The following is a 24,688-nucleotide window of genomic DNA, read 5'->3' as shown; positions in this document are numbered from 1 at the left end:
CTGCCAGCCCGCTACGGTGTTCACTTCCGTTAAGCGCGACGCCTCGCTGGCCCGACCAGCTTTGCCAAAACGCTGATGAAATCGGCCTCTGGATTGACAAGCAAGTGTCCGGACGCCTCTGATGTTCGTCGCGCGCTGCTGCCGGACTGGCGATCCTCTCCAAGGCTTTGGCCGGCGTCCGATCGGTCAAAGGCGTTGACGAGGAAGATTCATCGAAGGGCTCAAACAGCATCTGTTCAGCCTCGCCCCTCGCGCTTCGGTGACCGGTTCCAGTGCAGGCTCCAGACGCGGTTCTCGGCGTCGGACCGGAACAGCTTCGCGCGGATCGGCTGCGTAAAGGACGGGTCGTCAATTGAGACGGAGATATAGTCCCCAGCCTTGTCTCCGGTGCGGTCCCACGCCGCGCCGACCGCCATTCCCTCGCAATAGACGAGGTGGTCGGGCGCGTTTTCAGTTTTGGATCTCTCAGCAGGCAGGATGGCAATCTTCGCCTCGATCGTCAGCGTTGAGAGATTGCCGAAGAAGCCGTCATCATTGCGTGTGAAGGTGCCGATCTGGGGCATTGCAGTGCTCCTTTCATGAGTGTTCAGTGAGCGTTGAGCCGAGACGTGACGGTTCGCCGGGAAAAGCCGTTGGTGACATCCAGCGCCGGAGCGGCGCGTTTCGCGGTCCAGACGGGAACCGCGCGGGCAACAATCAATGAGAGCGGGAGCGGACCGAAATAGCGGCTGTCAAAACTTCCGGTAGCGTCCGGGTTCATGAGGAAGACCTCGCCGTCGGCGATCTCGTGGCAGCCCCGCCAACTGGGCAGGGGTCGACCGCGGCTGTCACGCTCGCGTGCATGCCCATAGGTCCTGCCGTTGACGATGATCGCTGTACCTTCGCGGCAGACTGTCGTGCCCCCGAGTGCCAAAACCTGCTTCAGGAGCGGCACGTTTTTCGGCAGATATCCGCGTCTTGCCATGAAGGCCGCCAATGGCTCGGGCGGCACGATGACGGCGATGCTGGCAACACGGATTTTGTCGGCCGGCAGGGTGCGATAGAGCCCGATGGGGACGCTTGCGGACGCGTTCCAGATAGCCAGCGGCGGATGACTAATCCACGGCGGCGCCGCGGCGAGCACTGAGCCGCCAACCATCGCGGCGATGATCTTCATGCGCTTGCTCATGACTCGATCGTGGGGCGCAACAGGGAAACGTTACGACGCTTGTGCCTGTAGAGACTCGGGCGCTCGCATGCGGCCATCCAGCTGTGGACGCGCTGATCAGGCCACATCAAGGCCGGCGTCTGGTGCTGTCTCGTCGCGAGCAGGCGCTGCCGCAATCTCGTGGCGTGGGCGTGGATGGTTTGCGGCGCGGCCCAGACTGGAATGTCAGCGTGCCAAATCGTTGCCATGCCGGGCACATCCGCCACCTCAACCCAGCACGGTTGCTTGTCCGCATGAGCATGGATCGGTGTCAGGCGGCGGGATTTCACCAATAGGGCGAGCAGCCACACCACGAGATCACGCGTACCGCATGGAGCGAAGCCAGACGAGTAAGCGTGAGACAGCGCAAGCTGCTGCTGAATGGTCTCGGGATTCTGCATTTCATTGTGCCACAGATCAGGAGCTGCGGTCGCGCCTGCCGACATAAGCCGGCGCGCGGGCTGCATAGGGTTTTGCCGGCGGAACATTGGTCGCATTCGCATCGCTGGTGGAGGTGCGCGCGCCGAGCTCTATCCAGGCATGCAAGTCGTCGATGTCGTAAAGGACGCGTCCGCCGATCTTTCGGTATTTTGGCCCGGTTCCATAGGTCCGGTGCTTTTCGAGAGTACGGGCGCAGAGCCCGACGATGGGTGCTGCCTCCTTCGTGCGGAGGTATTTTCGGGGCGCGTCCGCGGGACCCTTCGACATTTGCTCGATCTCCGTTCGGTTGTGCTGTCATCCTGGCCTGCCGGGACGCGCAAAGCGGACCATGCTCGAATGGGCAAAAGAGAGGGAGGGCAAAGATCGGGGGCGTGTTGTTGCTACCCCGAAGAAGGACTTCGGCGGCCGGACTTCCCGCTGCGACTGTGGGGGTACAAGAGAAGGTCGCGATAGCCGCCAGCGACTAAAAAAGCTGCACGGCGCAAGATAGCCCGGACCTTGTGCCGGAGATGATGATCACGCCAGTCCCGCGGTACAATCGGCTCTCGCGACAACAGCACCTCCGCGATCTGACGATAGGTTGCACCCATGTGGTGACCATCATGCGCGCGCAAATTGAGGATGTGCCTGACCTTGGTCTGTTGCGGTAGGGAGCCGTAGGATGGACTGAAAGCTCGGCCGTTCAACGCCCGCCAGAGCCGGCGCGCCGCATCGAGCCGCGTCTCAAATGCAGCGTCGAGGGGCAGATAAATAGCATCGAATTCGCCGGAGCGGTCTTCGCAGACCAGATGGCTCTTCCCGGTTGAAGCAGACCAAAGAATGTGAAGCCCTTCCTCCTGCTGCCAGACCCTGGCTCCGATAAGTCTGGAAGGCCGAATTCTCTGATGAGAGGGGCTGATGGAGGCGGACATTCGTGTGGCCCGCAGCACGCGCGGCGAGGCCTGTTCTGTCCAGACGATATTGTCAGCCTGCGGAAATCCGGCACCGGCAGTTTTGAAATCGCGCACCCCAACGGGCAGCGAAGTCGCGCTGATCGACAGGATCTTCGGAACCTGAGAGCCGCGAGGCGATCTGGCGGCACTCGGCGACAAATTTATTGTTCCGGATCAGATATTCGGCGGCGAACTCCACAGCTTGGTAGCTGCACATGTGCTCGTAGGCCGCCGGTTCGGTCCAATCGCCCTGCACGGTTCCTGTCCTCTCCGCATAACCGCATCTGAGGCCCCGGCACCAACATTCAGAGTGATGAACAGATTTGAATAGTTGGAGAGTGGGCAAATCGTTGCGCAGATTCAGCAAAGCATGACAAGGCGCTCAATGGGGAGCGCCTCCTGCGAGAAGATACCGGTAGCCGCTGGTCGTCATCCATCGCGCGCGTGCAAGATGGGTTTCCCAAGACCTGAACGCCCGCTCAGGCTCCTTTTCTGGGTCAATGTGCAGAACGATCCTGGCCACCTCTCGCCAATCGGCATCTTCCGCCGCCGCATCAAGCAGGCGAATGTAGGTAAGTAGCCGCTCCTCATCATAGCCGGTCAGGATCGGGTCATCCGGGGCCGTGTCGGCGACATCAGGATCGAGCAGTGGCTTGAGCAAGCGATTTCCAATCGTCTAAGTCAATTTGTCGAGAATACTCCGTGGCTGAATACTCGACAAGCATTGCACTCGCGGACATGGAAATACGCGAGGTATTTGCGCGCAATCTGAGGCAGCACCGAAAGGCGGCGGCGCTTTCGCAAGAAGAACTTGCCCACCGTGCGGACGTTGATCGCACCTATATCAGCGCGTTGGAACGCAGCGTCTACGGCGCGACGATAGACGTTGTCGACAAGTTGGCAAACGTTCTCGGCATCGAGGCCGCAGATCTGCTCAGACGTCCTGCACCAAATGTTCAAAGATGATACTTGCTTCAGCGTCCACAAGTTAAAGACAGCTCCCGCCCGGTTCGCGGGCGGGAGCTCGCGGCTTTCTCAATCGCGGTTGCGGCGGCCGTTGGACCGGGACCAAATGAGGCTGTGGCCTTCTCCGTCCTCATCGTCGAAGAGGTTGGCGTAGATCGGAGCGGTGAAGCTTGGATCGTCCAACTTCAGGCCGAGATAGTCGCGGTCCTCACTGGAGCGCTTGGCCCAGGCGGCGCCGATCTCGACCTGCGCTACGAAGACGCGATGGCTGGGGGCGCTGTCGCCGGAGCGGTTTGCCTCGGGCACGATGCGGACGTTTTTGGCCTGAAGCGAGAGGGTGACGATTTCGCCGGTGAACTCGTTGTTGTCGGTCTTTTTGAACGTTCCGATGGTCGCCATGAGCCTTCTCCTTGTACTCTGTTTCGAGCCCGCACCATTGCGGCCTTGATGGCGATCTGCGGGCCGGAGGCAATCGACGCCGCATCGCTTGCGACCGCAGCATCAGCGGAGGATGACAGCCAAGCGACTTTGTTGTTTCGCGAGGAATGACGGCGAAGCCGGCAGGGGAAGAAAGTCGATCGGCGTCATTGCGGCTTAGGCGATTGAGGCGAAGCCGACCTTCGGCCAGATCAGCCCATTGAAGAGGTCGTTTGGAGCGGCCGGTCAGATAGAGGCATCAATGGAGGATCTCATGCGAAACCATCGCACTGGCGAAAGCCGGTTACCACCATCACCACTGTCGATGCTTCCCCTGAGAAGGCTTCCGGGAACAGCAAGCTGGTGCTGGCACCGCGCTTGAGATGCGCATGCCGTGGCTCAAGGGCTGACGTGCATCGCCGGAGATTCGCCATCTTTGGAACAGGAAGGCAGTCGTGGCAAATCCGAAGCGCGCGTCGCGCGATGTCGCGTCAGCGGCAACGGAAGCAATGCACAGATTTGTCAGAAACAGCATCCGATCCGCCTCGGTCCTCGGTGCGTTCGCCCCGATCCACGGCCCGTCCGGTTAGACGGATGTCACCATCTCGCCTGTGATGCCGGCTGCGAAGCAGCTGAAACGTGGAAGGTAAGCGTGATAGCGTCGCGCACCTGCGCATGGACGTGGACTGAATACCCCAACAGACGGAGGCGCCGGAGCGGAAAATTCGGCATCCCGAACCGACGCAGTCGACCGAACTGGAGGAAGCCGCCCGGCCGACCGCCGCCGTGTCGTGCAACGGACTAAAGATAGGAGAGCGGCGCTATGCGCCGCTTCCCCTGGGGCGGAAGTCGAGAACTGGGATGCCGAGCTTCTTGGCCTTGTCGGCAAGATTGTCCTGTATTCCAGTCCCGGGAAAGACGATGACTCCGATCGGCAGCACGTCCAGCATTGCGTCATTGCGCCTGAACGGGGCGGCTTTTCCATGCTTTGTCCAATCGGGGGCAAAGCCGATTTGGGGTACCTTGCGGTGGTCGGCCCAGCAGGAGGCGACTTTTTCGCCACCCTTCGGCGATTTCCCGTGCATCAAGACCATGTCAGGATGCCTAGTGCGGACCTGGTCGAGCTTGGCCCAGATCAACTGGTGATCATTGAAGTCGAGACCGGCGGTGAAGGCGATTTTCGGGCCTGGTGGCAAAAGGACTTCCTGCGAGGCGCGTTTCTTGGCGCTGAGAAAATCGCGGCTGTCGATCACCGCAGAGGTAACGTTGCGGTGGTTGACCATTGATCCGCTGCGCGGTCGCCAGCTCGATCCGGTGTGGCGCTCATAGTGCTCGGCGGCCTGATCGCGCATCAGTTCGAAGGCGTTCTGCCGTTCGATAAGAGTCTGTCCTTCGGCCGTCAGGCGTTCCAGCTCGACCGACTTCACTTCGCTGCCGTCCTGCTCACGCTGGCTGCGGCGCTGCGCCTGCTCATTATGGTCAAGTTCACGCTCGATCCGATCTGCGGCGCGGTGAAAGACGTTGACGGTCGACCAAAGGAGATGGTCGAGGTCGGGCTCGAGGCGGGTATCTTGCAGGGTTGCGACGAACGCGTCGAAGATATCTGCAATCGCGTCGGCGACGCGGTGGCCCTCCGGAAGCGGTCGGGGATCCGGCTCATCCGCGAACGGCCGGTAGCCATAGAGCTGGAGTTCGGTGAGGGCGTGGTCGATCGGTGATGACGAATGCTGCGGTTCGTAGTCGTCATGCTCGCTCATTTGGATGCTCCGTCGGTTGGACCGCGACCCCCGCGGCCTTCATGGCGACGAAAGCCGGCGGGCGGGACGGCTCTGCACCCGCAGCGAAGCGGAGGGCCGGAGCGTCAGCGCAGGAGGGCGCGGGCCGGCTATTTTGCTTCGCGATGGAAAGCGCTCCCTTGGGAGCGCGCCGGAAAATAGTCGGCCGAAGACATTGCGGGGCCGGGTCGTTTGCCGGCCGATCGCCCTCTTGAAGGCCGGAGGCGCGGTTTCTCTCCGATCTCAGGAGCACTTAGCAATGCCACGATGGCGGGGAGCGACCGGTTCCGGGCTAGGCCGCCACTGGCATAAATCGGGCGATGTCCTGCGGGGCGAGTTGGACCCGGGCGCGGGCTCTAAGATCAGCGACGCCGAACCTACAGAGATCTTCGTTGAAATCGCCAAATGCCGGCGAGAGCACGATCGCCTCGATCCCGGCAGCATTTGCTCTTTCGATCAAGACATCACGCGCGCCGTCACCGGCTGGATCGGGGTCATGGACGACGTAGAGCCGTCTGAGGGTGACGGGGAACAGGATGGCAGCAAGATGCGCGGCCGAGAGGGCTGCGGCCATGGCCATGTCGGGCAAAATACACCGGAGCGACAGGACCGTCTCGATGCCCTCCCCGGCGGCCATGACTTCGCCGGGCGGACCAAAGCGGACCGCATGCCCGAGAAGGTCGCCCATAGCGCGCCTCGGGGTATCTACTGGTGCCTTGCCCCTGCCGGAAGGGTCAATCCAGGTGCGATGTGCGCCGGTCAAATGACCGCTGACATCGGTGACGGAAGCGATCATCGCCGGCCAGGTCTCAGTCCGCGAGTGTTGGTCGGGCCGGTAATAGCAGTGGGGGTGAAAACGCAGGCTTTCGGTCCCGTGCAAAGCAGTAATACTGCGGTTGCGCAGATACGTCTCTACGACCGTGCCTGCAATCGGCAGCGACACCGCAAACAGCCGGCGCGCTTTCTCCGACATCTCCGACGGCGCCGCCAGCAACTTCGACCGGATTGATGTCTGCTCTGGCTCGGGATGCGATAAGCCGAGAAACGCTATTGCCTCATGGGCAACGTCCCTGAAGTCGCTCAAGCCGCGGCTCTCGCGGATGATATCGAGAAGATCGCCATGCTCCCCGGTCGCCGCGTCAGTCCACTTGCCGGCTGCGCCCTTTCCGCTCTGCGAGCCGACGAGCCGCACGAACATCGAGCGGCCCGGCGTGTTTCGGACATCGCCAACAAACCAGTAGCGACCCTCGCGATGTCCGTTCGAAAGATAGTGTCGACAAACCGCTTCGGCCTGCCGAGCCAGGAGGTGGGCCAGTTCGGACGCGTCGTGTCGGGGCATCATGCATCCTCCCGCGTGTCGATGCCCTGCACGGGATAGCGCTCCAGCAGCTTGCCCAGAATTGCGGGTCCGAGCGCCTGCGGCTCAATGGGACTGGCCGACCCTGCGCGAATCTCGACGGTAAGGCGCTCGATGCAACCACTGGTGGTCTTGCGCACGATGAGGTGCGAGCGGGTCGTCACTTCAGCAACGAGGTCAGGTAGGTCCTCGAACCAGATGTCAGCCTTGACGCGGACCTGGGACATGAAGAGCACCACCTTCTTGAAGGCAATGTCTCGCGAGGACAGAAGGGTAATTTTCTCAGGGGTAGTCGCCATCGGAATGTACTCCGAGACGGGCAGTCGAGAGCCTCTCTCTCGACCTTCAAACCCGTCATGGAGATTCCGGAACTCCTCGTCCTCTTGTGCTTGGCAGCCAACCGAGGTTGTCGCGGGGTAGCAACTCAGCGACGGCGTTCCTGTTTACAAACGCGGCTGCAACATACAAACGTGCAGCAGTAGCGATTAAGGACCACAGCGCGGCGATGAACGACGAGCGCGGCTGGTCGCCCCATTGGAAGCATCTGCGTTCTCATCACGCCTTCGGCGCTGTGGCTTGCGACATCGAGGGTATGCGGCTGAGTTCGAGAGCGAACAGTGCGCTTTTGCGACGGGAAATCGATTTGGACTTGGTTGGTCATCACGGGCGGCCTGCCGCTAATCGTCGCCAGCAATGACCTTGCCAGCCAAGAAGCGAAGGAGATACTCCGCTGCCCTGCTCGCCTGAAGGCGGCGCGGGGCGCGGGCGTTGCGACGCAATAGGCCCTGCCGGCAGTATCGATACTGAACGATGGTCGGATCCCTTTAGGAGTGTGTCTGGAAGCAGAGGCCAGCCATAGACTTGTTGATCCGATTGACAGGTCGAAGGCGCCTTTTCGCCGCAGCACCTCCGGCGGGCGGTTTTCGCAGCCGGTTTTTTGGAGAAGTGTTCTCCGGCAGGACCATGTCCAGAACGGCGAGACAGGACGGAGTGCTCAACGAGGTCGGCGAACAGCTCGGACCTAAGAACTGCTGAGGACTTCTTATTGAAAATCCCCGACCAATTCGACGAGACCACGCCACTGCGCGTCGAAATCGCTGCGCGAATTGCCTTTCCCGACGGCTCGATGAGCGCAGCAGGCCTACGCAAGGAACGTGACGCCGGTCGACTTGAAACGGAGCTAATCGCCGGAAAGGAATATGTGAGCTTGATGGCAATCGCGAGGATGAGGGAACTATGCCGCGGACGTCGAAAGGGCCACGCCTGGTATGGCGTGACGAAAGCTGGAAAAAAGATGGAACGCGCCGAAACAAAGCTGGATGGTTTATCCGCGATGGAACCAGCTTCATCAGCGCTGGCGGCGGCGAAAAAGGCCGTCCAGAACTGAAGCTGAAAAGGCGCTCGCCGCCTACATCGGAAGCAAATACCACCGAGCGCGGGGAGCCGAGGACGTCTTAATTGCCGATGTGGTCAACCTCTACCTTCAAGAGGTTGCACCGAAGCACGCGACACCAGAAGAGACGGCGGCTCGGCTGGACAAGGTCCTTGATTTCTTCGGGGAAAAAACTCTCGCCGCCATCAATGGCAAACTCTGCCGCGAGTATATTGCGTCGCGCCCCACCGAAGCCGCGGCGCGCCGCCAACTCGAGGATCTTCGTGCCGCCATCAACTACTACCGCAAGGAGGGTTATACAACCGCCGCACCGGTCATCACCCTGCCAGACAAGGCCGCCGCCCGCGAACGCTGGTTGACCCGCAGTGAGGCGGCCGCACTGATTTGGGCCGCTTGGCGTATGAAGCAGACATGGAAGGGCCAAGAGAGTGGCCGGCGCACTGGGCGACATCTCGCGCGCTTCATCCTCGTCGCGCTTTATTCAGGATCGCGCTCGGCTGCAATCTGCGGTGCCGCCATGCGTCCAACCAAAGGGCGCGGTCATGTGGACCTAGACGGCGGTATCTTCTATCGCGCTGCCACCGGCGCCAGGAAGACCAAGAAGCGGCAACCCCCCGTACGCTTGCCGGAGCGGCTGCTAGCGCACCTGCGGCGCTGGGCGCGGACTGATCTCCACATCGAGACCAAATTGCGCGGCAAAAGTGCGAACATCGGTCGCAAGATATCGCAGGATTTTGTCGTGGAATGGAATGGAAAGCCGGTGCTGTCGATAGACAAGAGCTTCAAGACGGCGCGCGAAATCGCCGGCCTGGGGCCCGACGTCACTCCGCACGCGTTGCGCCACACCGCGGCGACTTGGTTGATGCAGGCCGGCACCGATATGTGGCAGGCTGCGGGCTTTCTTGGCATTACGGTGGATGTCCTGATCGAAACTTACGGTCATCATCATCCTAATTTCTTGGCAGACGCCGCCGACAAGATCACGAGGAAGCCGGTTTTCTCCAAGTCGCCGCAAACCGTTCCGAGTATAACTCAAATCACAAGACACCAACGCGGTGTGCACATCCCACAGGTTTCCCACAGAAACGGCGAAAGGAAACGCGACCAGTCGTGAGCGAACGTGGCGAAGGAGCCCAGGAACAATAACGACCTGCTGGTAAATCCACATCGTTCGGGACGATGGGATCGCACGTTCAAATCCTGCCATCCGCACGCACTAAAGGTCTACTCCGGCTCCCGGGGCTCGTGCTCCTAGCCGTGCCGTGGACCGGTTTGCCGGGTCCCGAAAGTGACATTCAGTGTCGGAGGATTAGAGGCAAAGGTCGTGATGCTTGGCTTGACGGTGGCATCCGGATCCCCGATGTTATCCGAGCGCGTTTGACCTGCCGTCCATCAGAGAGGGGCGTCACGGCGGGTGATTTCGCCTAGCTGCTGAGCACTGAACGGCGTGAGGTGCCCGCTTCGGTGAGACCATCACGCTTCGGTTCCTGCCGGGATGCGCGCACATCGCCGACGCGTGGGAATTCGCTGAACCGTTTATCCTCGCCAAAGCTCAAGCTGTCGTCGGTCAAGGCCTGTCGGTTTCATTTAGAGCGGTTCATTCAGCAGCTTGGTCGATCCGTCGTCCGGCGTGTACTCGTTTGTTCGAAGGTTCAGAATACAGTCGCGACTGGCCCACAATCTGATCTGGAGCCTCCAACAAGGTCAACTGCTGATCCTCCCGTTCGACCCACTGGAAGAATCATCGGGTGCGGGCGACTGGGCTCAAGGCGGCTACTTAGGCGACGAATGGAGGCGTTCACTCGCGACCGCTGCGGGTTCTTCGACGAGCGCTGTCGAATGCCATGCCTTTGCTAAACACACGTTGTGAAAACGCGTGATAAGGTCGGCTCGCTAGTTTGAACGATGGCCGGGGCACCAAAAAGATGGCACACGGAATGTGCAACTCAATCCTTGGCTGTGCGGCGCTTGCCTTGGCCGCGTGTCAATCGACTCCTCAAACGCCGCAACCCGTCACTCTCGAACCTGCGTTAGAATCGGAAGTTCCTCTCCAACCGCCCTTGGCTGATGCCGGGGTTCCTTCCGGCTCAGCAGTCATGCATCAATCCGTGGCGGTCACTCCGCCTGGCAAGGGCGTTCCAACAAAGTACGCTGCTTTTTCCGGTCTATGGGCTGGTCGATTGGCGGGGATATATGACGCCAAACTTGCTGTTCAAACGGTTTCTTCCAATGGGAAGGTGACGGTCACCTATGCGTGGGGAAATCTGGGCGACAACCATCCGGGAGAGGCCGCCGGCGCTGGAAGAATTGTAGGGAGCACGTTAAAGCTTGAGCGCCTACCGAATGGCGCGGACGTCAGTTTTGTCATGCGACCCGACGGAGCCCTGGCCGGAACCGTTATGCTTGCCGGCCAGGCCTACACGGGCGCGTTCATCAAGCAATGATGAAAGATGCGTATGAAGGGCTATACAGAGGGCCAGGCGCCTGTTCCAATATCGCCGTCTACTCGGTTCCGTCCGACTCCATTAAGGCGGCGAGACATCACCTTCCGGGAGGAGCGAAGAGCACGGCCAGCCGATTAGTGCCTAGGCCTTGTCGTTCAACGCATTTTGCCGCGATCCCTGGTGAAACTGGTTTGAACTGTCGTGTTGTTGCGATTTTCATCGGAGTTTGCGCCAGCGAGCAAGACGCTCAGGATCCAGCGTCCTAGCAGCCAAAGCTGCCTGTACCGTATAGTCAGGTTCATTCTGCTCCATTCTTCTGAAACGTGGCGAAGACAAGCCGCTTGCCGTCGCGCACACTGTCTTCGAGCGGCTCCGCCTTCGCCAGATGCGCCGCAATCGCGCTGGCCAGCATGCAACCTGTTCCGCGCATTGATGCGGCAAGGCGCGGCGTGTCGAAGCGGGTTGGTGGTTGATCGGAACGCAACAGAATATCGGTCGATTGAGGCCCCGACGCATGCCCACCCTTGATCAGCAGGGCTTGAGCGCCGGCGGCCAGCAGTCTTTTTCCTTGTTGGAGCGCTCCGTCCTCATCCGATGCCAGTTCGGAACCAATAAGGAGCGCCAGTTCAGGGAGGTTGGGCGTGACAATGCAGCAAAGCGGCATCAGATCGCGCTTCATGGCAGCGATGGCGCCTGCTTCCAGAAGTGCGCGGCCTGAGGTGGAGGCCAGCACAGGGTCGAGTACTGCGGGGACATGCGGGTATTTGCGCAGCACTGCGGCAACGGCAACAATGATCTTGGCAGTCGCCAGCATGCCGATCTTGATTGTGGCCACGTCGTTGGCCTGCAGCGCGGCGCACATCTGATTGGCCACCAGGCTGGGTGGAGAATTATGAATTTCCATCACGGCGTCGTGCGTTTGCACCGTTAGCGCAGTGACGGCCAGACAGGTGCGCACGCCAATGCATGCGATCGTTTCGATATCGCGTGCTATTCCAGCACCCCCGCTGGAATCCGATCCCCCAACGACAAGCACATGCGGTTCTCGTCTCATCGCCATCGGTCCGTCTTTTCGATCCATTCTCGCGTGCGCGCTTCGGGATCGGAGCTCAAAGTGATGTCGGTGACCACTGCGGCGCTGTCGGCGCCGGCCTCAAAGACGCCGTCGAGGCGGTCGGGGTTGAGGCCGCCGATGGCGACCAATGGGATCGGCGCCACTCGCCGGTTCCACTCGCTGATCCGCTCTAGCCCTTGTGGCGCCCACTTCATCTTCTTCAAGGCGGTGGGATAGATCGGACCGAGCGCGACATAGTCGGGCTCAGCAAACATGGCCGTTTCCAGCTCGACATGATCATGCGTACTCAGTCCGAGCTTCATGCCGGCTGCCCGTATCCGCGCAAGATCGGCGGTTTGCAGATCCTCCTGACCGAGATGCACGAAGTCGCAGCCTTCCTCGATGGCCAGTCGCCAGTAATCATTGATGATGAGCTGGCACCGGTATCGAGCGCACAAGGCCTGTGCTGTGCGGATCTCAGCGCGCAATCCGGCTTCGTCCATGGTCTTGATGCGAAGCTGCACCAGCTTGACGCCGAGCGGCACCAGCCGCTCGATCCAGGCTGCACTATCGACGATCAGATAGAAGGGATCGAGCTTCATGAAAAAACTGCCCTGCCGATCGTCGGCGTCGATGGCACGGCGACGTCGCGCGGTTCGAGCATTCCCGAACAGAAAGCCTCACGACCGGCCTCGACCGCCTTGCCGAAAGCACGCGCCATGCCGACCGGATCGGCCGCCTTGGCGACCGCCGTGTTCAGGAGCACGGCGTCAAAGCCGAGTTCCATGACGGTCGCCGCATGCGACGGTCGCCCGAGGCCTGCATCCACAATCAGCGGGACGCCAGGGAAATGTCCGCGCATCGAGCGCAGCGCCGTAATGTTGACCGGGCCGAGGGCCGAACCGATCGGTGCGCACCACGGCATCAAGACCTTGCAGCCCGCCGCAAGCAGCCGCTCGGCGACAACAAGGTCGTCGGTGGTATAGGGAAATACCGCAAAGCCGTCCTCGGACAGGATGCGGGCGGCTTCGACCAGGCCGAACACATCAGGCTGCAGCGTGTCGTGGTTGCCGATCACTTCGAGCTTGATCCAGCTCGTCCCGAACACTTCGCGCGCCATTTTCGCGGTTGTGACCGCTTCCTTGACGGAGTGGCAGCCTGCCGTGTTGGGAAGGACTCTCGTGCCAAGCGAGCGGATCAGCGACCAGAATTTTTCGCCGGCCCTGCCGCCCGCCATCTCGCGGCGCAAGGAGACGGTCACCACCGAGGTGCCCGATGCGCTAACCGCATCGGCAAGAATGGCCGGCGAAGGATATTGAGCCGTGCCGAGAAGCAGCCGCGAGCAAAGCGCCGTTCCAAGAAGATCGAACATGCTAGCCTCCCTGCATGGGTGAGAGGATTTCGATCCGGTCGCCGTCGCTCAACTGGAACTCCGCCCGGTTGGCTTTGTGCACCAGGTCGCTGTTGACGGCGGTCGCCAGCCAATCGCCCTCATAGTCGAGAACGGCAAGCAGCTCGGCCAGCGTGGTGGCGGCAACCTCATGCGCTTCGCCGTTGACCATCAATTTCATGGGCAAGCTCCTTGGTTCTGTCTTGACTGAAAACCAGGTCGGCAGCCTGGCGCGCCATGGCGGGGGCGAGGAGAAAGCCGTGACGATAGAGCCCGTTGATCGCTATGATCTCGCCGTTCGTTTCGACGCGCGGCAGGTTGTCGGGAAAGGCCGGACGGACGCCGACACCGGTTTCAACGATCTCGGCCTCGCCAAAGGCCGGATGGAGGGCATAGGCGGCACCCAGCAGCTCCATCATCGAACGAGCCGTCACCGGTCCCGTGGACCGGCTCTCAATCATCGTCGCGCCAATCATGAAACGGTGGTCGGTGCGTGGCACCGCATAAAGCGGAAAGCGCGGATGGAGCAGCCTGACCGGGCGCGACAGTGAGATATCAGGTGTGCGCAGGATCAGCATCTCGCCGCGAACGCCGCGCAGCCTGTCATTGGCTGCTGCCATTCCCGTGCAGTCGATCTGACGATCGAACCCGGAAGCACGCCGGACGTCAGCGCAGAAGTGGAATTCGACGCCCATCGCCGCCAGCCTGTCATGAAGTGCCGCCATCGCCTGACGCGGGTCGAGATGGGCTTCGTCGGGGAAGAGCAGTCCGCGGCGGAAGCGGCCGGCGAGGTCGGGCTCGAGCAACACGATTTCATCTTCATCGACACGCCGATGACCCGAGGTGCGGCTGGCGAACCGGTCGAGCTCGCCCGCATCACGCGGCGCGGCCACGGCCAGTGTTCCGGCCCGTGTCACGTGACCCGGCAGTACCGCATCCCACCAGTCGGCGGCATCGCGTCCGAGATCCAGCACTGGCTGCTCGGCGCTTTCACGCTCGCACCATGGCGCCAGCATGCCGCCGGCGAACCACGACGCATTGCCGCCAACGGTATGTGTTATCTCGGCAACGGTCACCGTCGCGCCACGTGTGGCGAGCTCGAAAGCTGCGGTGAGGCCGGCGACACCGGCCCCCTTGACCAGGACCCTCATGATCGCTCGCGCGCCTCTCGCAGGAGCGGCGCGCCGGTCTCGTCCGCGGGCACGTAGAGATCGCCGCCTTCGCGATATTTCGCCGCCATGGCCACCATCCCCTCCTTCTGCGCCTCGGCGCGAATGTCGTGGGAGATGCGCATGGAGCAGAATTTCGGGCCGCACATCGAGCAGAAATGTGCCACCTTGTGCGCTTCCTTGGGCAAGGTCTGGTCGTGGAAGGATCTTGCGGTTTCGGGATCGAGCGACAGGTTGAACTGGTCCTCCCAGCGGAACTCGAAGCGCGCGCGGGAAAGGGCGTCATCCCTGACTTTCGCCGCCGGATGCCCCTTAGCCAGGTCGGCGGCATGGGCCGCAATCTTGTAGGTGATCACGCCGGTCTTGACGTCATTGCGGTCGGGAAGACCGAGATGCTCCTTCGGTGTGACGTAACAGAGCATGGCCGTGCCGAACCAGCCGATCATGGCGGCGCCAATGCCTGAGGTGATGTGGTCGTAACCCGGCGCTATGTCCGTCGTCAGCGGCCCCAGCGTGTAGAAAGGCGCCTCGTCGCAGACAGCGAGCTGCTTGTCCATGTTCTGCCTGATCTTGTGCATGGGCACGTGGCCGGGCCCCTCGATCATCACCTGGCAATCCTTCGCCCAGGCGATCTTCGTCAGCTCGCCGAGCGTTTCCAGTTCGGCGAATTGCGCCGCGTCGTTGGCGTCGGCAATCGAGCCCGGACGGAGCCCGTCGCCGAGCGAAAAGGACACGTCATAGGCCCGGCAGATGTCGCAGATCTCCGCGAAACGCTCGTAAAGGAAGCTTTCCCGGTGATGGTGCAGGCACCATTTGGCCATGATCGAGCCGCCGCGCGAGACAATGCCCGTGACCCGGGCGACGGTCAGCGGGATGTAATGCAGCCGCACACCGGCATGGATGGTGAAGTAGTCGACGCCCTGTTCGGCCTGCTCGATCAGCGTGTCTCGATAGACCTCCCAGCTCAAATCCTCGGCGATGCCGCCCACCTTCTCCAGCGCCTGGTAGAGCGGCACCGTGCCGATTGGCACCGGCGCATTGCGCAGGATCCATTCGCGGATGTTGTGGATGTTGCGGCCGGTCGACAGGTCCATCACCGTGTCGGCGCCCCAGCGGATCGCCCACACCATTTTTTCCACTTCCTCTGCCATCGAGGAGGTGACCGCCGAGTTTCCGATATTGGCGTTGATCTTCACCAGGAAATTGCGGCCGATGATCATCGGCTCGCTCTCGGGATGATTGATGTTGGCGGGAATGATCGCGCGTCCGCGCGCAACCTCGTCGCGCACGAACTCCGGCGTGACGAAGCCGGGGATAGCGGCACCGAAGGCCTCGCCGTCGCGCTCAAGCTTGCCGCGCAGCATCTCGCGGCCAAGGTTCTCGCGGATGGCGACGAACTCCATCTCGGGCGTGACGATGCCGGCACGCGCATAGGCAAGCTGGGTCACCGCCTTGCCTGCCTTGGCCCTGAGCGGCCGGTTGCGAATGGGAAATTCCGGCGTCAGGCGCTCACCGGTCACAAATCCGTTGTCCTCCGGCCGCACGTGGCGGCCGTCATAGGCCTCGACATCGCCGCGCGTCATGATCCATTCGTCGCGAAGCCGGGCAAGACCGTTTTCGATGCTGGTTTCGACAGTCGGGTCGGTATAGGGGCCGGACGGATCGTAGACGGTGACGGGCGGCTCGCCGGCCGTCGGATGCACGGAGATTTCGCGCATCGGCACCCTGATCTGCGGGTGGATGGCACCGGGCTTGTGGATTTTCCGCGAGGCGGGCAGCGGTCCCGTCGAGACGGCGGGAGTGAGGGCATTCATCTTGAGGCTCCTTTGCTCATGCATTGGAGACCCAGTTCTGTGCCGGAAGGATGAAAAGACGCTTCTGTCGACCTGCCGAAACAGGACCTCGGGCGTAAACTCCCGCAAAGCGCTTGCACCGTCCCTACGCCAGTATGAACTGGATCAGGTTCAACGGGTCACTGCGCCGCGAAAGCAAGCAGTATCTCAGCCCCTTGCCGGGACTCCCCTGGTGAATGCGCCAGGTTGGACGGGACGTCTCCGGTTTGTCAAGCGCGTTCTGGCCGCGGCTGATCGGCGGCTGGTCAGACCGTGCGGAAAAAATCGCGCATGTCTCGGCGACAAGTCAAGCGTGGGAGATGAAGGCAGGGACAAGGGAATCGCAAACCGTTGGACTAAAAATCGATCCTCATGATCACGCCTTCAATGGGCACCAAAGGTTTGCGCGTAGATCGCCTCGATTCTTCCTGCCTCGTCACTGGTCAGCGCGGCGAATTCCTTTTCGCGCGCGCGGTTCGATAGATGTCCATCATTCTGGTGAAGAAAACGGAAGAGCAAATCGGTCAGCCGCTCGGGCATGTCGATAAAGGCATCCACCTGCTGCCGGAATTGATCGTAGCGCTGCAGAAATGCGGTTTCCTCGGGAAGGTCCCGTTCGATCGTCCGCTGAACGCAGTCATAGAGGAATTCGGCGTGCGGGGTCGCATCGAAGAACCGGTAGAAATCACCGGTGTCATTCAGCACCCGGACGTTGAATTGCGGCGTCGGTTCCCATTCCACCAACGGCAGAAGGCGCTGCGAATAGCTCTCGAGCACGCCCCTGTACTCGTTGATCTGGTCCAGGATCGCGGCCGAGACGGGAAAGACCACTCCCGGCGGATTGAAGCCGCGCGTGGCAAGGACGTGGTGGATTAGGTAGCGGTGAATGCGGCCGTTTCCGTCCTCGAACGGGTGGATGTAGACAAAGCCGAAGGCGAGGATTGCGGCGGCTATGATTGCATCAAGGCTTTGCGCGGGGCCCTGATCGAAGGCCGCCATTCCATCGATTAGCCGCGGCAGGTCCTCGGGCCGAGCGCTGATGTGATCGGGCAGGGGCGTGCCGTTGTCTCGGTCATGCTCACCGACGAAACCTCCTTCTTTTCGGAAGCCAAGTCTTACGAAACGGGCGTCGCCAAGTACAATTTTTTGCAGACGTAGCAGCTCATCGCGATCGATCGGCCAGCGGCCGGCTTCGCCGATGGCGCGGCCCCAGCGCTGGATGCGATCTTGCGGCGGGCGCTCGCCCTCGATCGCATAGCTTGATCGCGAGTCTTTGAACAAAAGAAAGGCGGCGGTCCGAGCAAGGAGGTCGCGCGGCACCTCCGCCACGATTGCCTCCGCGCGCCGCGGCAGTTCAAGGCCGATGAATTTTTCGAGGGTCTTGGTTCGGAACACCAGCGGGCAGAACTCAGGCGTGCCGGGGAGATTGTCCCTTATGCGGTAGCGCGAAGCGGTCTTCTCGAATCCGGGCCACTGCAGCTCGGGATCGACAACCGGAACGTATCGTCCGGCCGCCGCGTCCGGCAGATCGAGACGTGTGCCCGTCAGCCATTCATATAGAAACCAGATGCGGCGGGCATAACTGCCTGTGGGGCTTTCACGGACGAGCGCCTCGATCGGTGCGGAACCGGTCACCTGGAACAGCCGTTTGAGGACGGCAAGGTCGAGCCCCTCGTACTTGAGCGCGAAGGTCAGGTGGCCTTCGAGTGTTGGATGTGGGGCATGGCGGGGCGTCATGATCCGCCAGCCATCCCGTGCGGTAATGCGATGATGCTCGCCAGTGGCCGACAGGGTCCGGGGCAAGGGCACGGCGAGCTCGTAGGCTCCGATCAGGGCGCTGTACCCGGCCGGGGTCACCATCTCCGGAAGGCGGATTTCCTGAAAAACGATAACAGGACCTGAAAATTGGTGCTTCTGCGCCACAGGCATGAAAAGGGGAACCTTTCATCGAAGTTTGGTGCGAAATCAGCCAAATACTATGAAAAACAATTCTATCTCATGAAAATTGATGCTGCAAGCCGACTTTTCCGAAAACCGATCCTGAAGGCGGCGGTGATCCGTCTGCATGGCTCGGCCGGAAAGCGATCGTCGCGCGCCGGCCAGCGCAATGATGTTCCCATCGGAAATAAGCGTACACCGCCAAACCGCAATCAGTTCCGCGGCGCTAGCATGCGGTCGCCGGCATCTATGCGTTGCCTTACAGCTGTGGCCTCGTGTTCAGTCATTGCCTAGTTTTTCGCCACAATGCATTTCGGTACGCCTTGGGACCTGAGATCGATTCTGAACGTGAATCACGCTGTTGCGGTAGTCAAACCGTTCGAGCTGAAGCACATCCCTTGAGACCACCACCACGCTGATTGCTCAAAACCATCACAACAAGGGTACTGCGAAACTCGGCCGAAGCAGCAGAAAATTGGGGGCCTTTAGCCCTTGCTTTGAAGCGCTTCGCAATGCACCAACTTTTCCGATGCAGTTTGATTTTGGCCTTCGCACCTGCACAAAACTATGCAAAACCGTTGACCGCTTAAGCCTGACGCAGGGAAAACGTGCCGATGAGTGTGGCGGTAGAAACGAAGGCGTTGACGACGCCGGACATCGCGGCCAGCAAGGGCAAGGATCCGGTCGTCTGCTTGACCGCCTACACCACACCCATTGCGCAGCTCGTCGACAGATATTGCGACGTCGTGCTGGTCGGCGACAGTGTCGGAATGGTGCTTCACGGTCTGCCCTCGACCCTCGGCGTCACGCTCGACATGATGATCATGCATGGCAAGGCCGTGCGACGCGGTCTTGAGCGCGCGTTGATGGTCGTTGACATGCCATTCGGCTCCTATGAAGAAGGCCCCGAACATGCCTTTCGCAACGGCGCGCGGCTCATGGCGGAAACCGGATGCGCCGCCCTCAAGCTGGAGGGCGGCGAGAGCATGGCCGAGACGATCCGCTTTCTCACTGCTCGCGGAATTCCCATCATGGCCCACGTCGGGCTGACGCCGCAATCGGTCAATGTGTTCGGCGGCTATAAAGTCCAGGGCAGGGGCGTAGACGGCGACAGGATTTTTCGCGACGCCATTGCTGTTGCCGAGGCCGGGGCGTTCAGCATAGTGCTGGAAAAGGTCACGGAGCCGCTCGCACGGAGAATAACCGAGAGAGCCACAATTCCCACGATCGGGATCGGTGCCTCGGACGCCTGCGATGGGCAGATCCTTGTGATCGACGACATCCTGGGCATGTACACTGGTTTTCGGCCGAAATTCGTCAAGCGCTATGCCGAACTGGGCTCAGAGGTCGAAGCTGCCATCGCCGCCTACGCGGCTGATGTGCGGGAAGGGCGCTTTCCAGCGGCCGAACATCTTTTCGCCGACGAGCCGAAGGCCGGAGATGTTGCATGAGCGTGCCGATTGTCCGCACCATTGCCGAACTTCGTGCCGTCGTGGCGGGATGGCGCCGTTCAGGTGCCAGTATCGCCGTGGTGCCCACGATGGGAGCCTTGCATGAAGGACATTTGAGTCTCGTGCGTTCTGCGCTTCAGAAGGCCGATCGTGTGATCGTGACGCTGTTCGTCAATCCCAAGCAGTTCAACAGTGCCGCGGATCTTGCCGCTTATCCCCGCACCGAAAAGGAAGACGCTGCAAAGCTCACTCCGTTGGGCGCACACCTGCTCTATGTTCCGCATGCGACTGAGATGTATCCTGACGGCTTCACCACGACCGTGTCGGTGTCCGGCGTCCGCGAAGGCCTATGCGGTGCGTTCCGGCCTGGTCATTTCGATGGGGTGGCGACCGTCGTTGCAAAGCTCTTTTTGCAGACTGGCGCTGATTTCGCCTTTTTCGGAGAGAAGGACTTCCAGCAGCTTCTACTCATCACTCGCATGGTCCGGGACCTGGATATGCCAATTACCATCGTCCCCTGTCCGACAGTCCGGGAACCCGATGGTCTCGCTTTGTCATCGCGCAATGTTCGGCTCTCGCCAGCGGAGCGGGCCATTGCCCCAAGGCTCGCATCGGTCCTGCTCGATACTGCGGAGGGGCTCTCGAACGGCTCTCCCGTCCTCCCAGCGCTTGCCCAAGCGCGTGCAGCGATTCTGTCCGCAGGTTATCGCGAGGTCGAGTACCTGGAACTCCGTGGCGAAGCAGATCTGCAACCGATAGCAACAAGCATCGATCGGCCGGTCCGCCTGCTCGCAGCCGCCTGGCTCGGCCAAACACGGCTCATTGACAACGTCAGAACACTGCCGCCTTGCCAACTCACAAATGAGTCGCTGCGGACTTCCGGCTAGCGTGAAAATGCAGCTCGTGCCGCGTGAGCGTAATTGGACGCGGTTTATCTCCATGAAAACCCTGTCAACCTGCTCTGGCCGGGCAGAGACAGCCTTGCGTAAATGCGCCCCCAGAACGAAGAGTGGTCATTAGCATTTGGGTTGGTGAAGGTTCCCGAATAGGAACGGGTGACGAATCAGGGGCCTGAGCTTGATGGACGAAGCAACTGAGCAGACGAGCGCTGGTCTTTTAGGGCTGACAGCGGGCATCGTAGCGGCCTATGTCCAGAACAACGCAATGCCCGTAGCGGATTTGCCGGCGCTGATTGCTGGCGTCAATTCTGCGTTGTCGGCTCTAGTTCAGCCCGTCGCGGCACCGCCGCCAGTATTTACTCCGGCCACAAATCCGAAGAAGTCGATATTTCCAGACTATATCATAAGTCTCGAGAATGGGCGGAAATTCAAGTCTATGAAGCGTCACCTGGGTTTGCTGGGTATGACACCTGACGAGTACAGAGCCAAGTGGAGATTGGCCTGGGACTACCCCATGGTGGCCCCTAACTATGCTGCCAAGCGGTCTGCTCTGGCCAAGGCGAGCGGTCTTGGCCGCAGAGGCACTGCAAAAACACCGCCTAGGAAAGGCCCCGCAAAGCGGAAAGCCAAGGTGTAGCGCGCGCCTATCAGAGTTGGCAGACGCCAAAACTTGACCTCTCGCTGACAGATGGATGCGATTTTGCCCAGCCATCTTTGCGGCATCGAGGGCGGCGTCGAGGCGCCCAGCCCGTCGGTGACCAGCTCGTCCACTTGCGCGGTCGCCACACCTGTCGCTAGACCAATGAGAGTTGAGCAACCTTGCGTTGGACGGAAGCAGTGCTGGTAACAGATGCCAAGCTTAGTAGAGTCCGCGAGTGGCAATCATTCGTCGTGAGTCGATGCTAATGTGCGCGTTTCGCAGCACTCCGGCTCGCTATATCACCTAAGACGGCATGAAGAAGCGATCCAACCTCCAGTTCGGCGAGCCTGGGCGCAACTCCTGATTCGGACAACTGAAGGAGAATTGTCTTGGCGGTGCTGCGCCAGAACGCACTCGCATCCTCCCCGTTCTTGGATTCCAGCACGCGGGCAATTTCCTCGACCAACTTCCGCCGCCGATACAGCGGAAACGCCCTTATGTTTGACACCGATCACCTACCCATTCAGTCTCGCGATTAAGCATTGGAGGATGAGAAAATCCGGTTAACGGCACATCCCTTTTTGGCTGGTGGGCATGTAGCAAGAGTTCTTGCGTCGGCGAACGGTCCCGCGACTAGTCACCAAACAATTGCGATGTCTCGAAGGCGGGGCAGATCGGCGTTTCTGGCTCCGATCTCAACCAGGATTCCGCACGCAATCTTTTGCCATCACAAACGCAATGTCGTCCACGGTCCCCATCTGACCCGGCCGGTGGTACGTCTCTGGCCTGCTATCCCGCCTCGATCAAGACCGTGCTTTCCCGCGACCAACGCAGCACGACATCCTGACCTTCCGCCAGCCTGCCAGCGCCGGTGTTCTGCCGACGCCGCCGTCTTTGTCGAGCATTTCGTTCGCCCGCTGGAGAGACAGCTCCGCTCGTTTCACCCGCTGCCTGGCCTTAGCCAGCTCGATGTTCAAAATTTCGACCATCACTCCAGATCCGAGAGTCCCCTTCGATTGTTAACCGGCCCCGGTCGCATTGGTTCCGGTTGGAATCTGCACAGGGCTTGGACGCGAGGACTCGTAAGCCTTGGATTGCCGACCACCCGCGGCCAAGGCTGAAAATCTTGAAGCGATTGCATGCGGCGGCGTCTCGCTGGCCAGTCGCAGCTCATTAACGGCGTCTCATCGGAAATGGCCAAGGTGATCGCCCGAGTACGAGTTTGGAGCCAAATTGCCGCCGGAGTCTGCGACTAAGCCAGCTTGCCGACGCTAGGTCGCCTTGGCAAAAAATTGCGATCTGGATCCGGCAGGTATGGACGGTATATTACGCGACCCTAATTAAACGCCATGTTCCGTTTGCTGCTTAGCTTCGTCTCGTTGTTGTTTTCCACCACGCTTCTTTATGCGCAAGAGTGGCAGCCCTTCGGCATCAAGCAGTTTGGCTTTGTATTCGATGTGCCCCCTGGCTTTGTTCTGACTCAGCGTTCCGACCAGGGGGCAGCTTTTCAGGGCACAAACGAGGCCTTTCTTGCTGTTTGGGGCGCAAGGCTCGGCAAGGCCAGTTTCCGCGCCGAGATAGAGCATCGAATTGTCGAGGACGAAAAGGCAGGCTGGAAAGTGACCTATCGGCGCGTTAAGCCGACTTGGGCCAGCTATTCCGGCATCAGGGACGGGCAAATCCGCTACGTACGCGTCATTGCGATCTGCAATGACCGTGCGGCGCTCTTTACAATGAACTACAGCAGATCCGAAAAAATCCCCTACGATCCCGTCGTGGTGCGAATGGTGCGATCCCTACGGGCGGAAGGCTGCTAAAGCCTGATTAACTTTCAGAAACATGTGTGGACGTTGATCGCGCTCACTTGCAGCGAAGACTGAGATTTAACGCCAACAGCGGTTCTCAGTCGGCCCGTTCCACCGACGCACCGCCAACGTGGGGCAATCTGCTGTTTCCGCGGTTCCGCAACGGCGAAACCGAACCAGGCTGGGCGCCTAGCCCTCACCGCGGCCGCGGCGCTCAACGTTTGCGAGCCAGGCTCGCTGGCTGCTTGCACCGGCCTTCGCCGTTTCCATCACGTTCTTGGTGACTGCAATGATGGTTTGTTGAAGATTGTTGCCGGTATGATGGAACCGGAGTTCAACACGGCGCTCCAATAGCGTTCCAAGCCGTGCAAAAGTTTCAACCCTCGGCGGCATTGAGATTGTCGCCGGCTCCGCGAAAGGGTGCTGGATGCCGTCAACACAGTGGCTATCCCCGCGGGAAATACTTCCCCGACTGGCGATGATGTAGCCCCATTATCTGGGTCGACATTCCATAGTACAGAAGCCGAGCAACTGCGTCTGCCGCGACATTTTTTGGAGGTGAAAGCCGGCTGACCGGACCGAGCCACCAGCGATGCGACCGGAGTGACGCCGCCGGCCTGGCCTTCGCCACGGTATCGAAGCATCTCGCGACTGCTATCGCTGTTTGCGCTTCGCAACGCGAGCGGAAGCAGCAAAGAGACTGAGAGCCTCACCTCCGCGGGGCGACCGCCAAATGGCCAAAGGATGAATGCCAAATAATCGCAGCAGAGCGGTACATGCGCAACGAAAGTCGCTCGGCAGCGTTGCGGTCTATCCAAGGCGACAGGGAGGACAAGATGGCCGAAGACAAGAGTAAACGAGATTTCCGCGGACGCGACCGCATGTCAGCGCACGAAGACAATGAGGTGGAGTATTTCGCCGCCCAGAACGGCCTGACCCCCGACCAGCTCGGCAGAGATCCACGGCAAGGATCGCGCCCGCCTGACGGAGGCTGCAAAACGCGTCTTAGCTAATCTCCCAGACCGATGCGCCCAACCATGCCGCGATATTTCTTCGACTTCGCGGATGCCAATGAGTTGTATCAGGACGATCAAGGCACCGATCTTCCTGACGCGGAAGCTGCCAGGGTCGAGGCAGCAAGGGCCTTGGCGGCGATCGTGAAAGACAAGGCAGACGGTTCCAGCCGCGACTTCGCAATGATCGTTCGAACAGAGAAGGGCGAGGTGTTGCTTCACGCCAGGATCAGATTCGAAATTGAGATGGCGCACTAGAGGTGAGCGGGCGTCATAGAAAATACGAACGAGCGAGCACGTACCCGACCAATCCTAACATCGAGAGCACATAAAGGACCAGGAGCAACGGAATCATAGATGGTTGGTGGCCGACTAGGCTTCAGCTTCTTCCTGTTCCACCAGCCTGGCTTTCATAAGCACCTCATCGTCCGACCCATTTTTGCCGTGAGCCTCACTTGAAATCTTTGCCGCGACGTCTGCTCGGATTACTGGATCCTCGGGCAGGCGGCTCGGAAGCCATTCAGGAAGATTGTCGCCACCATTCTTGTCTATGGCCAACAATGCTTTCTGCCTCAACTATGCTCCA

Annotated in this window: 32 protein-coding genes, 1 pseudogene and 1 riboswitch; of the genes and pseudogenes, 10 read left to right on the top strand and 23 right to left on the bottom strand. The window is 60.6% G+C overall.

The genetic code is table 11. The features are described from left to right. Nucleotides 1–236: 236 nt before the first annotated feature. The 7 genes from NKH21_RS03790 to NKH21_RS03760 all read right to left on the bottom strand — a co-directional run bounded on the left by NKH21_RS03790 (nt 237) and on the right by NKH21_RS03760 (nt 3,220). Nucleotides 237–563 carry a DUF736 domain-containing protein gene (locus NKH21_RS03790; RefSeq protein ID WP_352661189.1) on the bottom strand — a complete coding sequence of 109 codons (327 nt, stop codon included), beginning with the start codon at nt 561–563 and terminating at the stop codon, nt 237–239. A gap of 23 nt (nt 564–586) precedes the next feature. Further along, nucleotides 587–1,168 (bottom strand): S26 family signal peptidase, encoded by a 582-nt coding sequence (locus tag NKH21_RS03785; protein ID WP_352863138.1) that lies wholly within the window; start codon nt 1,166–1,168, stop codon nt 587–589. Beyond that, a complete protein-coding gene (locus NKH21_RS03780) occupies nt 1,165–1,587 on the bottom strand; it encodes a hypothetical protein (protein ID WP_352661195.1) in 423 nt (140 codons plus the stop codon). The genes NKH21_RS03785 and NKH21_RS03780 overlap by 4 nt, the downstream gene beginning before the upstream one ends. Before the next feature lie 16 nt (nt 1,588–1,603). After that, on the bottom strand, nt 1,604–1,894 hold the full coding sequence (locus tag NKH21_RS03775; RefSeq protein ID WP_352661198.1) for a helix-turn-helix transcriptional regulator: 291 nt from the start codon (nt 1,892–1,894) through the stop codon (nt 1,604–1,606). 113 nt (nt 1,895–2,007) lie between these two features. Continuing rightward, nucleotides 2,008–2,538 carry a DUF2285 domain-containing protein gene (locus tag NKH21_RS03770; RefSeq protein ID WP_352661353.1) on the bottom strand — a complete coding sequence of 177 codons (531 nt, stop codon included), beginning with the start codon at nt 2,536–2,538 and terminating at the stop codon, nt 2,008–2,010. Nucleotides 2,539–2,590: 52 nt separating this feature from the next. Next, nucleotides 2,591–2,776: a transcriptional regulator domain-containing protein gene (locus tag NKH21_RS03765; RefSeq protein ID WP_352661356.1), complete on the bottom strand. Its 186-nt coding sequence runs from the start codon at nt 2,774–2,776 to the stop codon at nt 2,591–2,593. A gap of 165 nt (nt 2,777–2,941) precedes the next feature. Next, nucleotides 2,942–3,220 carry a DNA -binding domain-containing protein gene (locus NKH21_RS03760; protein ID WP_352661201.1) on the bottom strand — a complete coding sequence of 93 codons (279 nt, stop codon included), beginning with the start codon at nt 3,218–3,220 and terminating at the stop codon, nt 2,942–2,944. Nucleotides 3,221–3,297: 77 nt separating this feature from the next. On the opposite strand from NKH21_RS03760, the gene NKH21_RS03755 reads away from it, so the two are divergent. Then, complete coding sequence (locus NKH21_RS03755; RefSeq protein ID WP_352489766.1) at nt 3,298–3,525, top strand: helix-turn-helix domain-containing protein; 228 nt, start codon at nt 3,298–3,300, stop codon at nt 3,523–3,525. 69 nt (nt 3,526–3,594) lie between these two features. Here NKH21_RS03755 and NKH21_RS03750 read toward each other — a convergent pair whose 3' ends face one another. The 4 genes from NKH21_RS03750 to NKH21_RS03735 form a co-directional block, all read right to left on the bottom strand. Next, entirely contained in the window at nt 3,595–3,924 is a 330-nt protein-coding gene (locus NKH21_RS03750; RefSeq protein ID WP_352661204.1) for a DUF736 domain-containing protein, read from the bottom strand. Between the two features lie 839 nt (nt 3,925–4,763). Beyond that, a complete protein-coding gene (locus tag NKH21_RS03745; protein WP_352661207.1) occupies nt 4,764–5,699 on the bottom strand; it encodes a DUF2493 domain-containing protein in 936 nt (311 codons plus the stop codon). A gap of 310 nt (nt 5,700–6,009) precedes the next feature. After that, on the bottom strand, nt 6,010–7,056 hold the full coding sequence (locus NKH21_RS03740; RefSeq protein ID WP_352661359.1) for a DUF7146 domain-containing protein: 1,047 nt from the start codon (nt 7,054–7,056) through the stop codon (nt 6,010–6,012). After that, entirely contained in the window at nt 7,056–7,373 is a 318-nt protein-coding gene (locus NKH21_RS03735; protein ID WP_352661210.1) for a hypothetical protein, read from the bottom strand. The genes NKH21_RS03740 and NKH21_RS03735 overlap by 1 nt, the downstream gene beginning before the upstream one ends. A gap of 746 nt (nt 7,374–8,119) precedes the next feature. Here NKH21_RS03735 and NKH21_RS03730 point away from each other — a divergent pair. Both NKH21_RS03730 and NKH21_RS03725 read left to right on the top strand, forming a co-directional pair. After that, on the top strand, nt 8,120–8,461 hold the full coding sequence (locus tag NKH21_RS03730; RefSeq protein ID WP_352661213.1) for an excisionase: 342 nt from the start codon (nt 8,120–8,122) through the stop codon (nt 8,459–8,461). Next, on the top strand, nt 8,394–9,581 hold the full coding sequence (locus tag NKH21_RS03725) for a site-specific integrase (protein WP_352863134.1): 1,188 nt from the start codon (nt 8,394–8,396) through the stop codon (nt 9,579–9,581). The genes NKH21_RS03730 and NKH21_RS03725 overlap by 68 nt, the downstream gene beginning before the upstream one ends. A 310-nt stretch (nt 9,582–9,891) precedes the next feature. Here NKH21_RS03725 and NKH21_RS03720 read toward each other — a convergent pair whose 3' ends face one another. Next, nucleotides 9,892–10,038, bottom strand: a complete 147-nt coding sequence (locus tag NKH21_RS03720; RefSeq protein WP_352661218.1) for a hypothetical protein — start codon at nt 10,036–10,038, stop codon at nt 9,892–9,894. Between the two features lie 525 nt (nt 10,039–10,563). Between NKH21_RS03720 and NKH21_RS03715 the strand changes: the two genes are divergently transcribed. Further along, a complete protein-coding gene (locus NKH21_RS03715; RefSeq protein WP_352661221.1) occupies nt 10,564–10,911 on the top strand; it encodes a hypothetical protein in 348 nt (115 codons plus the stop codon). 155 nt (nt 10,912–11,066) lie between these two features. Here NKH21_RS03715 and NKH21_RS03710 read toward each other — a convergent pair. The 8 genes and pseudogenes from NKH21_RS03710 to NKH21_RS03675 form a co-directional block, all read right to left on the bottom strand. After that, nucleotides 11,067–11,214 (bottom strand): annotated as a pseudogene (locus NKH21_RS03710) (ribosome small subunit-dependent GTPase A); the annotation flags it as partial. After that, nucleotides 11,210–11,971 (bottom strand): hydroxymethylpyrimidine/phosphomethylpyrimidine kinase, encoded by a 762-nt coding sequence (locus tag NKH21_RS03705; protein WP_352661224.1) that lies wholly within the window; start codon nt 11,969–11,971, stop codon nt 11,210–11,212. The gene NKH21_RS03705 and the pseudogene NKH21_RS03710, both read right to left, overlap by 5 nt. Continuing rightward, nucleotides 11,962–12,567, bottom strand: coding sequence for a thiamine phosphate synthase (locus NKH21_RS03700; protein WP_352661227.1), 606 nt, complete (start codon nt 12,565–12,567; stop codon nt 11,962–11,964). Before NKH21_RS03700 ends, NKH21_RS03705 begins: the two co-directional genes overlap by 10 nt. After that, nucleotides 12,564–13,337, bottom strand: a complete 774-nt coding sequence (locus NKH21_RS03695) for a thiazole synthase (protein ID WP_352661230.1) — start codon at nt 13,335–13,337, stop codon at nt 12,564–12,566. The genes NKH21_RS03700 and NKH21_RS03695 overlap by 4 nt, the downstream gene beginning before the upstream one ends. A gap of 1 nt (nt 13,338) precedes the next feature. After that, nucleotides 13,339–13,536, bottom strand: coding sequence for a sulfur carrier protein ThiS (gene thiS, locus NKH21_RS03690; RefSeq protein WP_352493533.1), 198 nt, complete (start codon nt 13,534–13,536; stop codon nt 13,339–13,341). Then, complete coding sequence (gene thiO / locus NKH21_RS03685; protein WP_352661233.1) at nt 13,505–14,506, bottom strand: glycine oxidase ThiO; 1,002 nt, start codon at nt 14,504–14,506, stop codon at nt 13,505–13,507. The genes thiS and thiO overlap by 32 nt, the downstream gene beginning before the upstream one ends. After that, nucleotides 14,503–16,338: a phosphomethylpyrimidine synthase ThiC gene (gene thiC, locus NKH21_RS03680; RefSeq protein ID WP_352661236.1), complete on the bottom strand. Its 1,836-nt coding sequence runs from the start codon at nt 16,336–16,338 to the stop codon at nt 14,503–14,505. Before thiC ends, thiO begins: the two co-directional genes overlap by 4 nt. A gap of 103 nt (nt 16,339–16,441) precedes the next feature. Further along, a riboswitch (TPP riboswitch) is annotated at nt 16,442–16,558 on the bottom strand. Nucleotides 16,559–16,740: 182 nt separating this feature from the next. Next, nucleotides 16,741–18,285: a Fic family protein gene (locus tag NKH21_RS03675; RefSeq protein WP_352661239.1), complete on the bottom strand. Its 1,545-nt coding sequence runs from the start codon at nt 18,283–18,285 to the stop codon at nt 16,741–16,743. Here NKH21_RS03675 and NKH21_RS03670 point away from each other — a divergent pair. The 4 genes from NKH21_RS03670 (at nt 18,262) to NKH21_RS03655 (ending at nt 21,281) form a co-directional block, all read left to right on the top strand. After that, a complete protein-coding gene (locus tag NKH21_RS03670) occupies nt 18,262–18,588 on the top strand; it encodes a hypothetical protein (protein WP_352863130.1) in 327 nt (108 codons plus the stop codon). The two genes, NKH21_RS03675 and NKH21_RS03670, sit on opposite strands and share 24 nt — an antisense overlap. Before the next feature lie 320 nt (nt 18,589–18,908). After that, nucleotides 18,909–19,745 (top strand): 3-methyl-2-oxobutanoate hydroxymethyltransferase, encoded by an 837-nt coding sequence (gene panB / locus NKH21_RS03665; protein WP_352661242.1) that lies wholly within the window; start codon nt 18,909–18,911, stop codon nt 19,743–19,745. Then, the gene (gene panC / locus NKH21_RS03660) at nt 19,742–20,632 is read left to right on the top strand and encodes a pantoate--beta-alanine ligase (RefSeq protein ID WP_352661245.1); all 891 of its coding nucleotides are present in this window, start codon (nt 19,742–19,744) and stop codon (nt 20,630–20,632) included. The genes panB and panC overlap by 4 nt, the downstream gene beginning before the upstream one ends. Before the next feature lie 193 nt (nt 20,633–20,825). Continuing rightward, nucleotides 20,826–21,281: a Ros/MucR family transcriptional regulator gene (locus NKH21_RS03655; protein WP_352863270.1), complete on the top strand. Its 456-nt coding sequence runs from the start codon at nt 20,826–20,828 to the stop codon at nt 21,279–21,281. Between the two features lie 265 nt (nt 21,282–21,546). On the opposite strand, the gene NKH21_RS03650 is transcribed toward NKH21_RS03655, so the two are convergent. Beyond that, the gene (locus NKH21_RS03650) at nt 21,547–21,792 is read right to left on the bottom strand and encodes a DUF6074 family protein (protein ID WP_352863127.1); all 246 of its coding nucleotides are present in this window, start codon (nt 21,790–21,792) and stop codon (nt 21,547–21,549) included. 841 nt (nt 21,793–22,633) lie between these two features. Here NKH21_RS03650 and NKH21_RS03645 point away from each other — a divergent pair. Further along, on the top strand, nt 22,634–23,101 hold the full coding sequence (locus NKH21_RS03645; protein ID WP_352863125.1) for a hypothetical protein: 468 nt from the start codon (nt 22,634–22,636) through the stop codon (nt 23,099–23,101). 177 nt (nt 23,102–23,278) lie between these two features. Here the strand turns inward: NKH21_RS03645 and NKH21_RS03640 are convergent, their stop codons facing one another. Then, entirely contained in the window at nt 23,279–23,482 is a 204-nt protein-coding gene (locus NKH21_RS03640; protein ID WP_352863123.1) for a hypothetical protein, read from the bottom strand. A gap of 644 nt (nt 23,483–24,126) precedes the next feature. Here NKH21_RS03640 and NKH21_RS03635 point away from each other — a divergent pair. After that, complete coding sequence (locus tag NKH21_RS03635; RefSeq protein WP_352493695.1) at nt 24,127–24,360, top strand: DUF6894 family protein; 234 nt, start codon at nt 24,127–24,129, stop codon at nt 24,358–24,360. A 114-nt stretch (nt 24,361–24,474) separates the two neighbouring features. Here the strand turns inward: NKH21_RS03635 and NKH21_RS03630 are convergent, their stop codons facing one another. After that, nucleotides 24,475–24,678 carry a hypothetical protein gene (locus NKH21_RS03630; protein WP_352661254.1) on the bottom strand — a complete coding sequence of 68 codons (204 nt, stop codon included), beginning with the start codon at nt 24,676–24,678 and terminating at the stop codon, nt 24,475–24,477. Between the last annotated feature and the right edge of the window lie 10 nt (nt 24,679–24,688).

The sequence above is a fragment of the Mesorhizobium sp. M1329 genome (assembly GCF_040318035.1).
Taxonomy (GTDB): Bacteria; Pseudomonadota; Alphaproteobacteria; order Rhizobiales; family Rhizobiaceae; genus Mesorhizobium.
This window is presented reverse-complemented; position numbering and strand designations above follow the sequence as displayed.

Bases quoted from the DNA above. Each gene is read 5' to 3' on its own strand.
- thiS (WP_352493533.1), bottom strand. From the start codon at position 13,536: ATGAAATTGATGGTCAACGGCGAAGCGCATGAGGTTGCCGCCACCACG.
- NKH21_RS03785 (WP_352863138.1), bottom strand. From the start codon at position 1,168: ATGAGCAAGCGCATGAAGATCATCGCCGCGATGGTTGGCGGCTCAGTG.
- panB (WP_352661242.1), top strand. From the start codon at position 18,909: ATGAGTGTGGCGGTAGAAACGAAGGCGTTGACGACGCCGGACATCGCG.
- NKH21_RS03775 (WP_352661198.1), bottom strand. From the start codon at position 1,894: ATGTCGAAGGGTCCCGCGGACGCGCCCCGAAAATACCTCCGCACGAAG.
- NKH21_RS03675 (WP_352661239.1), bottom strand. From the start codon at position 18,285: ATGCCTGTGGCGCAGAAGCACCAATTTTCAGGTCCTGTTATCGTTTTT.
- NKH21_RS03655 (WP_352863270.1), top strand. From the start codon at position 20,826: ATGGACGAAGCAACTGAGCAGACGAGCGCTGGTCTTTTAGGGCTGACA.
- NKH21_RS03695 (WP_352661230.1), bottom strand. From the start codon at position 13,337: ATGTTCGATCTTCTTGGAACGGCGCTTTGCTCGCGGCTGCTTCTCGGC.
- panC (WP_352661245.1), top strand. From the start codon at position 19,742: ATGAGCGTGCCGATTGTCCGCACCATTGCCGAACTTCGTGCCGTCGTG.
- thiC (WP_352661236.1), bottom strand. From the start codon at position 16,338: ATGAATGCCCTCACTCCCGCCGTCTCGACGGGACCGCTGCCCGCCTCG.
- NKH21_RS03740 (WP_352661359.1), bottom strand. From the start codon at position 7,056: ATGCCCCGACACGACGCGTCCGAACTGGCCCACCTCCTGGCTCGGCAG.
- NKH21_RS03765 (WP_352661356.1), bottom strand. From the start codon at position 2,776: ATGTGCAGCTACCAAGCTGTGGAGTTCGCCGCCGAATATCTGATCCGG.
- NKH21_RS03640 (WP_352863123.1), bottom strand. From the start codon at position 23,482: ATGCCGCCGAGGGTTGAAACTTTTGCACGGCTTGGAACGCTATTGGAG.
- NKH21_RS03780 (WP_352661195.1), bottom strand. From the start codon at position 1,587: ATGCAGAATCCCGAGACCATTCAGCAGCAGCTTGCGCTGTCTCACGCT.
- NKH21_RS03635 (WP_352493695.1), top strand. From the start codon at position 24,127: ATGCCGCGATATTTCTTCGACTTCGCGGATGCCAATGAGTTGTATCAG.
- NKH21_RS03645 (WP_352863125.1), top strand. From the start codon at position 22,634: ATGTTCCGTTTGCTGCTTAGCTTCGTCTCGTTGTTGTTTTCCACCACG.
- NKH21_RS03745 (WP_352661207.1), bottom strand. From the start codon at position 5,699: ATGAGCGAGCATGACGACTACGAACCGCAGCATTCGTCATCACCGATC.
- NKH21_RS03755 (WP_352489766.1), top strand. From the start codon at position 3,298: ATGGAAATACGCGAGGTATTTGCGCGCAATCTGAGGCAGCACCGAAAG.
- NKH21_RS03725 (WP_352863134.1), top strand. From the start codon at position 8,394: ATGGTTTATCCGCGATGGAACCAGCTTCATCAGCGCTGGCGGCGGCGA.
- NKH21_RS03735 (WP_352661210.1), bottom strand. From the start codon at position 7,373: ATGGCGACTACCCCTGAGAAAATTACCCTTCTGTCCTCGCGAGACATT.
- thiO (WP_352661233.1), bottom strand. From the start codon at position 14,506: ATGAGGGTCCTGGTCAAGGGGGCCGGTGTCGCCGGCCTCACCGCAGCT.
- NKH21_RS03705 (WP_352661224.1), bottom strand. From the start codon at position 11,971: ATGGCGATGAGACGAGAACCGCATGTGCTTGTCGTTGGGGGATCGGAT.
- NKH21_RS03770 (WP_352661353.1), bottom strand. From the start codon at position 2,538: ATGTCCGCCTCCATCAGCCCCTCTCATCAGAGAATTCGGCCTTCCAGA.
- NKH21_RS03715 (WP_352661221.1), top strand. From the start codon at position 10,564: ATGCATCAATCCGTGGCGGTCACTCCGCCTGGCAAGGGCGTTCCAACA.
- NKH21_RS03750 (WP_352661204.1), bottom strand. From the start codon at position 3,924: ATGGCGACCATCGGAACGTTCAAAAAGACCGACAACAACGAGTTCACC.
- NKH21_RS03700 (WP_352661227.1), bottom strand. From the start codon at position 12,567: ATGAAGCTCGATCCCTTCTATCTGATCGTCGATAGTGCAGCCTGGATC.
- NKH21_RS03790 (WP_352661189.1), bottom strand. From the start codon at position 563: ATGCCCCAGATCGGCACCTTCACACGCAATGATGACGGCTTCTTCGGC.